We start from the raw sequence: 10,445 nt of genomic DNA, 5'->3' as shown, positions 1-10,445 counted from the left end.
TTTCGTGAACATGGACAAGCTGCCGCTCACCAAAAACGGGAAAGTGGACAGAAAAGCCCTGCCTGAGCCGGACAGAAGCGCAGGAACTGAAGCAGAGTACGAAGCGCCAAGAAATTATGTCGAACAGCGCATCATTTCCATCTTGGAGGACGTACTCGGAACAGAGCGGATGGGTATTTCCTGCCATTTCTTCGACAAGGGGGGCAATTCGCTGAAAGCGATGCAAGCTGTTCATTCCATTAACAAAACGTTTGGCCTTAATATGAGGATCAGCACGTTCTTTAAACATCCGACTGCAAAATCATTAGCGCGTTTTGTATTAACCGCTGAAGCCGAATCGGCCGTTAGTGAGGAGTACGCGGAAGAGGAAGTGTGATGGAATTGCACTGTACAATCTATCATTTGAAATGATAGATTGTACAGCTGCCCCCATTTTTCGCAAAAAAAAACCGATTCTGATATTGGCCGCAAGTCTGACGAATGGAGTGAGATGAGTATGAGCATAATGGACTTCATAAATGATTTGAAAAAGAAAAATATCACCTTATACCATAACAAGGGCAAAATCAAAATCATCGGTCCTCAAGAATTATTGACGGCTGACTTAAAACAGCAAATCAAGCGGTATAAAGAAGACATCATCGCAGCGCTGGAAGCGTGCGAAACGGACATTGAGCGAAGCTTTCCGAAAGCGGCGCCGTCTAAAAGCGGAACCTATCCTTTGTCAAGAGAACAAAAAAGGATGTTCATTTTAAATCAGCTTGATGACAGCAAAACGGCCTATAACATGCCGCTGGCTGTAAAAATAAACGGTGAAGTTCAAATCAGCCGAATTGAACAGGCATGGAAAGCGCTCATCAAAAGGCATGAATCGTTAAGAACTTCTTTTGTCATGCTCGATGGCGAACCGGTGCAGAAAATCGAACAGGAAGCCGAGTTCCGACTTGAATACAGCGAGTTGGGGGATCAAAGCATTCAGGAGAAAATCAGCCGTTTCATCAAACCTTTTCAATTAGAAAAAGCCCCGCTTTTAAGAGCGGAAATCGTAAAAGTGGATGAAGCTGAGCATATGATGATCGTTGATATGCATCATATCATTTCAGACGGCATCTCTATCGGAATATTAATGAAGGAATTCGCCGACTGCTGTGAAGGCAAAGAATTACCTCCGGTGGCGGTTCAGTATAAAGATTATTCAGAGTGGCAGAAAGACATCGAGCAGCAGAGCCGGTTGAAGAAGCAGGAAGCGTATTGGCTTAACACCTTCCGGGGAGACATTCCGGTATTGAATATGCCGCTTGATTTTCCGAGACCGAAAATCCGAAGCTTTCAAGGGAACAGAACGGTTGTGGAATTGGATCAGGACACCACAAAAAAACTGAAGACGATAGCCGCAAGAAACGGCGTTACAATGTACATGCTTCTTTTGGCAGGCTACACCATTCTGCTGTCAAAATACACCGGACAAGAGGATATCATTGTCGGCTCGCCGATTGCCGGAAGACCGCATGCCGATTTAAACGGGACAATCGGAATGTTTGTCGGCACCCTTGCGCTGAGAAACCGGCCAACGGGGAACATGACATTTAGCGAATATGTCCAAACGGTCAAAAACAATACGCTGAACGCCTATGAAAATCAAGATTATCAATTTGATGCATTGATCGAACATCTGGGCTTGACACAGGACATGAGCAGAAATCCGCTGTTTGATACGATGTTTGATCTGCAGCATGCGGATGATTTCGCATCTGAAGCCGGCGGGGGGCATTTTGACACGTATGATATTCCATTTCATGTCGCGAAATTCGATGTAAGCCTGACGGCATTTTTGCATGGAGACAACCTGAAATTTGATTTTCAATATTGCACGGATCTGTATAAAAAAGAAACGATTGAAAGAATGGCCGGACATTTTTTGAATGTTTTAAAAGACGCTGCTCATCACCCTGAACTGGCGTTAAGCGAGATTAGGATGATGTCGGAAGAGGAGAAAGACATCATCTTACATACATTCAATCATGAGAAGACAGATGGTCCGAAAAACAAGACACTCAGCCGGCTGTTTGAAGAGCGGGCTGAAAAAACACCCGATCACCCCGCTGTTATATTCGAAGATCAGCAATTGACATATAGAGAGCTGAACGAAAAAGCCAACCAATTGGCCTGGCTTTTAAGAGAGAAGGGCGTAAAGCCGGATACAATTGTCGCGATCATGACAGACCGTTCACTCGAGATGATCATCGGGATTATCGGAATTTTAAAAGCCGGCGGAGCCTATCTGCCAATTGATCCGGATTATCCGGAGGACAGAGTCAAATATATGCTGGAAGACAGCGGAGCTGATATGGTCGTCATCCAGGAGCCCTTTAAATCGAAAATAGACGGGCGTCAACTGATAACCGCCGAAGACACCCGATCTTTCAGCAAAGAAAATCTCCCAAATGTCAATAAGGCTTCTGATTTGGCATATGTAATTTATACTTCGGGTTCTTCAGGCAGGCCGAAAGGTGTCATGACGACTCACCGCAATGTCGTTCATTATGTTGATGCTTTTACGAAAAGGATCCCTTTGAGCGAAGATGATACAGTTTTGCAAGTCGTATCCTTTTCATTTGATGCATTTTCTGAAGAAGTCTACCCTATTTTAGCTTGCTCAGGGCGCTTGGTGATCAGCAGAAAAGTAAGCGATCTGAACATTGATGAACTGGTGAAAACGATCGGGAAGCATCGTGTCACACTTGTCAGCTGCTCCCCGCTTCTATTGAATGAAATCGATAAAAATCAGCACTTAACCTTTCATCCGCAGATGAAATTTATCAGTGGAGGCGACGTATTAAAATTTGAGTACGTCGAAAATATCATCAAAGGCGCCGACGTTTACAATTCTTACGGTCCCACGGAAGCGACAGTTTGTGCAACCTATTATCAACTAAGCAGCGCAGACCGCAAAAAAACGAGCATTCCTATCGGCAAGCCTTTAAGCAATTATAAAGTATACATTGCAGATCAATACGGCCGGCCGCAACCGGTTGGAGTACCGGGCGAACTATTGATCGGCGGCGAAGGGGTCGCAAGGGGATACTTGAATCATGAAACATTGACAAAAGCGGCCTTTGTGCTGGACGAATCAGGCGAGAGAGTATATCGTACAGGCGATTTAGCCAGATGGCTGTCTGACGGAAACATCGAGTTTTTAGGCAGAATCGACAGCCAAGTCAAAATCCGCGGCTATCGGATCGAACTGGAAGAAATCGAACACCGGTTGCTGATGAACGACGATATTAATGAAGCCATCGTGGTGGCGAAGGAAGATCAGGAAAACAGCAAATATCTATGCGCCTACATCGCATTCAATAACAAAAACGCAGATATTGAGCAGGTTCAAGAACGTTTGGCGAAGGACCTTCCGGAGTATATGATTCCGTCCTGCTTTATCAAGCTTGATCAAATTCCCCGCACGATCAATGGAAAGGCTGATCTTAAGGCATTGCCGGAGCCGGATCGAGGGGCATTTGCCCAAGCCCGCTACGAAGCCCCGCGCAATCAAACGGAAGCCTTACTTTTATCGATCTGGCAGGATATCTTGCCAGCGGAACAGATCGGGATTAACGACCATTTCTTTGACATCGGCGGACACTCGTTAAAAGCTTTTTCAATGGCCGCGAAAATTCAAGCGGCATTAAAAGTCGAAGTGACGCTAAAGGAAATCTTCAGCCATCCGACGATTAAAGACATCGCAGCTTATATCGTACAAAAACAAAAACAAGTTCAATCCGACATTCTAAAAGCGAAAAAGAAAGAATACTACCCGCTTTCTTCCGCTCAAAAAAGGCTGTACATCCTCAATCAAATCGAAGAAGGCCAAACCGCCTACAATATGCCTTTTGCGATGAAAATAAGAGGTGGGCTCCAAACGAAAAAGGCCGAGAAGGCCTTCAAAACGCTAATCAAAAGACATGAGAGCTTAAGAACATCCTTTGTGACCATCAATGGCGAACCCGTTCAGAATATAAACGAAGAGGTCACATTTGAAATGAAATACCGGGAGCTTGACAATTGCAGCCTTCGGGAACGGATGAATCAATTTATCAGACCGTTTGACCTGGAAAAAGCCCCTCTTCTGAGAGCGGAGCTGGTGAGGGTGAACGCAGCCGAACACATTCTCCTGCTTGATATGCACCATATCATTTCCGATGGCGTATCAATCGGGATCTTGATGAAAGAATGGGCGGCTTTATATGAAGTAAAGGAACTTGCACCGTTAAAGATCCAATATAAAGATTATTCCGAGTGGCAGCGAGAGTCCTGTCAAAAAGACCGGTTGAAAAAACAGGAAGAATACTGGCTATCCGTTTTTCAAGACGCCATCCCTGTTCTGAACATGCCGACAGACTTTCCAAGGCCGCAAATGCAAAGCTATGAAGGAGATCGAATCGCATTTGCAATCGAAAGAGAGCTGACGGATAAGCTGAAAAAAACAGCGAAAGAAAACGGAGTCACGATGTATATGCTGCTGTTGGCCGGGTATACAATACTGCTTTCGAAATACACCGGACAGGAAGATATCATTGTCGGTTCGCCGATTGCGGGGCGAACCCGGGAGGAGTTGGAACAGACGGTCGGGATGTTCGTAGGCACCCTTGCGATGAGAAACCATCCGAAAGGCGGCAGGACATTCATTGAGTATTTGCAAGATGTAAAAGAAAATACGTTTAACGCCTATGAAAATCAAGATTATCCTTTCGATGAACTCGTAGACAAATTAGATTTGGAACGGGACATCAGCAGAAATGCCTTATTTGACACAATGTTTGATATGCAGGCGCTGGATGATGCAGAGCCTGATATAGAGGGATTGCATGTTGAACCCGTTGATTTGGAGTTTCAGATTTCAAAATTCGATTTGTCGCTGGCAGCAGCAGAGTCCGCAGGCGTCATTACGTTTCACCTGGAATTCTGCACAAGGCTGTATAAAAAAGAAACCGCCGAAACGCTGGCGCAGCATTTCGTGAATATCCTAAGAGATATTTCCGATCATCCGCAGAAGCCGTTAAACGAAATCAGCATGCTTTCAGAGGAACAAAGGAACACAGTGCTGTATCAATTTAATGATACGAACGCCGAACACCCGTCGGGAATTTTTTCTGAGCTGTTTGAAGAGCAGGCCGAAAAATCACCGAATCATCCGGCGGCGGTCTTCAAAGATCATATGTTGACATACCGCGAATTAAATGAAAAAGCGAATCAATTGGCCAGAACATTGCGGAAAAAAGGGGTTCAGCGGGAGTCAGTAGTCGGAATCATGGCGGAGCGTTCGTTGGAAATGGTGACAGGCATATTGGCGGTTCTAAAGGCCGGCGGGGCGTACATGCCGATCGATCCGGGGCTTCCGAAAGAGCGCATCCAATATCTTATCACGGATAGCGGAGCTGATCTATTGCTGACCCAGCATCAGCTTATTGGCAGCATCAGCTTTGCCGGAGAAATCATCCAAATCGATCAGGCCGATGCTTACGACACGGATGGAAGCAATCTGGAGCATCTTAATTCCCCCGGTGATTTGGCATACGTCATCTATACCTCGGGTACGACGGGAAACCCGAAAGGCGTGATGGTCGAGCACCGCAATATCATTCATGCCCACTATACTTGGAGAAAGCACTATGAATTGGCATCATTTTCAGTTAACCTGCTCCAGCTTGCCAGCATGTCGTTTGATGTATTCGCAGGAGATTTATGCCGCAGTCTTCTCAACGGCGGAACAATGTATATGGTCCCGGATGATGTCAAACTGGAAATGAATCTGCTGTATGACATGATCAACAAATACGGCATTCATATGTTGGAATCGACGCCAAGCCTGATCATTCCTTTGATGAAATATATCGATCATCACAAGCTTGACCTTTCAAGCATGAAGCTGTTGATCATGGGTTCTGACACTTGCACGATCAAAGATTATAAGTGGCTCGTTGAACGGTTCGGACAAAGGATGAGAATCATCAACAGCTATGGCGTCACAGAAGCTTCTGTCGATTCCGGCTATTATGAAGAAGCTTTGGATCGGATTCCAGAGATTGCGAATACGCCGATAGGAAAGCCGCTGGACAATACAGCATTTTATATATTGGATTCCTCATTAAACCCGCAGCCGGTCGGCGTTTATGGTGAGTTGTACATCGGCGGTGAAGGGGTCGCGAGGGGATACTTAAACAAACCGGAACTCACGAAGGAAAGGTTTGTTCCAAATCGTTTTGCCGCCGGGGGGAAGATGTATAAAACGGGAGACTTGGCAAGGTGGCTGCCTGATGGAAATGTCGAATTCCTCGGGAGAATCGATCACCAAGTCAAGATTCGCGGTTTCAGAATAGAAACAGGCGAAATTGAAACGAAGCTTTTGGAAAATCAAAACATCAGCGAAGCTGTCGTTATAGACCGGGAAGACAAGAAAGGACATAAGTACCTGTGCGCCTATATTGTCGCTCGAGCGAAAACAAACGCAAATGAACTGAGGGAATATTTGTCCGATCATTTACCGGATTATATGCTCCCTTCCTATTTTATTCAAATCAACAAGATGCCCCTCACGCCAAACGGAAAGATCGATCGAAAAGCGCTTCCTGAACCTGCCGGAGACGCCATAGCGGCAAGCGGATATAAAGCGCCGCGCAATGAAACGGAAGAAAAGCTGGCCGCTGTTTGGCAGGAGGTGCTGGACAGGGACAAAATCGGAATCAACGATAATTTTTTTGAAATCGGGGGAGATTCAATTAAGGCTCTGCAAATCGTTTCAAAATTATCAAGAGCCGATCTCAAGCTTCAGGTTAAAGATCTGTTTACCAATCCGTCCATCAGACACCTCAGTAAATATGTCAAAAAAGAAACGAAAGCTCGCACCAGCGAAATCGTGCAAGGGCAAGTGCCGCTGACTCCTGTGCAAAGGTCGTTTTTTGAAGCGAATCAAAGGGAGCAAAACCATTATAATCAAGCGTTTATGCTCTACAGGGAAAACGGGTTTGCTGAAAGGATCGTCGAAAAGGTTATCCGTAAACTCACAGAACACCATGATGCATTACGGATGGTCTATCGGGAGAAGAACGGTGAAATCATTCAGCATAACCGCGGCTTGGAAGACAGCGTCTTCGATCTGAATGTCTATGATTTGAAAACGGAAAAAAATCTCGAGGAAACTGTTTATCAGATAGCGACGAATATTCAAAAAGACATATCCATCAGCGAGGGCAAAATGATCAAGCTCTGCGTGTTTAAAACAACGGAGGGAGACCATCTGCTGATTGCGATCCATCACCTTTTGGTAGACGGCGTGTCCTGGAGAATATTGTTCGAGGATTTTGAAGCGGTATACGGTCAAGCCCTGCAAGGCAAACCGATAGAGCTCGGTTATAAAACGGATTCGTACAAAACGTTTTCCGAAAAACTGGCTGAGTACGCAAGCAGCAAAAAGCTCCTGAAAGAACAAGAATATTGGCGGGAGATATCCAAAGGAAAGATGGCATTCCTCCCTAAACATCGCCAAGCGGCACATGATAACTATGAAAATAGCAGAACACTCAGAATATCCCTCAGCCAAATGGAGACGGAACAGCTCCTGAAAGAGGCGCATAAAGCATACAATACGCAGATTAATGATCTCCTTTTAACGGCTTTGTTGATCGCCTCAAGGCAGCTGACGGGGGAAAACAGGCTGAAAATTCTTATGGAAGGCCATGGAAGAGATGATATTTTGCAAGATGTGGATATTACGAGAACGGTCGGCTGGTTCACCGCAATGTATCCGGTATTCATCGACTTAGAAGATGAAACAGATTTGTCTGTGATGATTAAGATCGTGAAAGAAACTTTGCGGAAAATACCGAATAACGGAATCGGATACGGCATCCTCAAGTATTTGAGAAAAGACGAAGGGCTTATAAAGGATGAAAAGCCTCCGATCTTATTCAATTATCTTGGTGAGCTCGATCATGATCTGACGACTGAACAATTTTCATCGTCAAAGCTTTCAACAGGTCAAAGCATCGGAGAAAAAAGTGCAAGAGATGCTTCTGTTGAAATCGATTCAGTCGTTGCCGGCAGGCAATTGATGATCAGTACGACATTTAACGAATACGAGTATTCTCCAGATACGATCAGCGAATTGAATCAAGCATTCAAAGAAAGTTTGCAAATGGTCATCAGCCATTGTACGGGCAAAAATGAAACCGAAAAAACGTCCTCTGACTACGGTTATGACAAACTCTCGTTGGAAGATCTTGAAGAATTATTAAATGAATATGAATCTATCGACAGCTAGACATCATGAAAAAAGCTAAAGAAGCCCCCTTGAAATGGTTAACCTGCTGCTTAAAAATGGGCGGCCCATGTGGATCTGAAAACAAAAGGAATTCTAGGAGATGAGATGACGATATGAAAACAAAAGTTGAGAAAATATATCCGTTATCAAACATGCAAAAAGGAATGCTGTTTCATGCCATGAAAGACGAAGCGTCACACGCATATTTTGAGCAGTTCATCATTGAATTAAAAGGTGATGTGGATGAGCGGATGTTTGAAGAAAGCCTAAATGAAGTCATGAAAAGGCATGAGATCCTAAGAGCATCATTTCATCACAGATTGGATGAGCCGCTGCACGTCATTATCAAAGATCGGCACATGAAGTTTGACTATCTTGATATACGAGGCCGGCATGAGCAAGACGTCGTTTTGGAGAGATATTTGGCAGAAGATAGACAAAAGGGTTTTAACTTAGCCAAAGATACGTTGATGAGAGCTTGTCTCATCAGAACGTCTGACGATTCGTATCAATTTGTCTGGACGTATCATCACATCTTGCTTGACGGATGGTGCCTTGGCATCATCCTGGATGAGCTGTTGACGATATATGAAATGAAGCGGAAAGGCCAACATCATCAATTGGAAGACCCGAGGCCGTACAGCGATTATATCAAATGGCTGGAGGATCAGGATAAAGAAGAAGCTCAGAGCTATTGGGAGAGCTATTTGAGCGGCTATGATCAAAAAAATTCGCTTCCAAAGCTTCGCACACCTTCTGAGACGGGTTTTAAAAGAAGAGAGAAAACGATTGAATGTTCCAAAGAATTGACAAATCGCCTCATCAAATTGGCCAACCAGAATCATGTAACGATCAATACCGTGCTGCAAAGCATTTGGGGCGTGATTTTGGCGAAATACAACAACAGCGAGGATGTGGTGTTCGGAACCGTTGTTTCCGGCAGAGATGCCGAAGTGGAAGGTATAGAAACAATGGTCGGCGTCTTCATCAACACCATCCCGACCAGAATCAGGCTGGGCAAAGACAAGCTTTTTAAAGATGTTCTGCGCCAAACCCAAGCCGACGCTTTAGAAAGCAGCCGCTACAATTACATGAATTTAGCGGAGGTTCAAGCGCTAAGCGAGTTGAAAAATGATTTGATCGACCATGTCATGGTCTTTGAAAACTATGCCGTTGACCAAAAAGCGTTTGAAGAAAAAAATGATGTAGGTTTTGAAATGGTGAATGTCAGCGGGGAAGAACAGACCAATTATCATTTCAGCATTTCCGCGGCTCTTGACGATCAATTAAAGCTGCTCTTCATCTATGATGAAAATGTATATGACGACACCATCATCGAAACATTAGAAAAGCATATCATCACCGTCGCAGAACAAGTGGCGGAAGATGAGGCACAAACATTACAAGACATCAACCTTGTGTCAAAAGAAGAACAACAGAGGATTTTAGACACATTCAACGATACAAAAACGGATTATCCGAAAGACAAGCCGCTTCATGAGCTCTTTGAGGAACAGGCCATGAAGACGCCTGACCAGACGGCTCTTGTGTTCGGTGCTCAGCGCATGACCTATAGAGAGCTGAATAAGAAAGCAAACCAAACCGCGAGACTCCTCAGGGAAAAGGGTATCGGCAGAGGCTCGGTTGCGGCGATCATCGCGGACCGCTCCTTTGAAATGATCATCGGCATCATCGGGATTTTAAAAGCGGGCGGCGCATATCTGCCAATCGACCCTGAAACGCCTAAAGACAGAATGGCCTTCATGCTCGAAGACACAAAAGCCGCGGTACTGCTTACACAAGGAAAAGCGGCAGACGGAATCGATTGTGAGGCTGACATCGTTCATCTGGACAAAGGGGCTTCAGACGGATTCAGTAAAGAACCGCTCAGTTCTGTCAATGATTCCGGCGATACCGCCTATATCATTTATACATCAGGATCTACGGGAATGCCAAAAGGCGTCGTCACCCCGCATTACAGTGCGGCAAGAGTCGTTAAAAACACCAATTATATCGACATCACTGAAGATGACGCCATTCTCCAGCTGTCCAACTATTCGTTTGACGGATCGGTGTTCGACATCTTCGGCGCTCTCTTAAACGGAGCCTCACTCGTCCTGATCGAAAAAGA

3 protein-coding genes are annotated in these 10,445 nt (G+C 45.0%); all 3 read left to right on the top strand.

The genetic code is table 11. The features are described from left to right. On the top strand, positions 1 to 376 hold a 376-nt coding region (locus LQ247_RS21945; protein ID WP_229079035.1), incomplete at its 5' end, for a phosphopantetheine-binding protein. A 120-nt stretch (positions 377 to 496) separates the two neighbouring features. Next, complete coding sequence (bacB, locus tag LQ247_RS21940; RefSeq protein ID WP_231006598.1) at positions 497 to 8,314, top strand: bacitracin non-ribosomal peptide synthetase BacB; 7,818 nt, start codon at positions 497 to 499, stop codon at positions 8,312 to 8,314. Positions 8,315 to 8,427: 113 nt separating this feature from the next. Next, a partial coding sequence (locus LQ247_RS21935) for a condensation domain-containing protein (RefSeq protein WP_231006596.1) occupies positions 8,428 to 10,445 on the top strand: 2,018 nt, incomplete at its 3' end.

Origin of the sequence: Bacillus sp. BS3(2021) (assembly GCF_021043345.1) — a bacterium.
Lineage (GTDB): Bacteria > Bacillota > Bacilli > Bacillales > Bacillaceae > Bacillus > Bacillus paralicheniformis.
The sequence above is the reverse complement of the archived record's forward strand: the minus strand, read 5'-3'. Positions and strand labels throughout refer to the sequence as shown.

Bases quoted from the DNA above. Each gene is read 5' to 3' on its own strand.
- bacB (WP_231006598.1), top strand. From the start codon at position 497: ATGAGCATAATGGACTTCATAAATGATTTGAAAAAGAAAAATATCACC.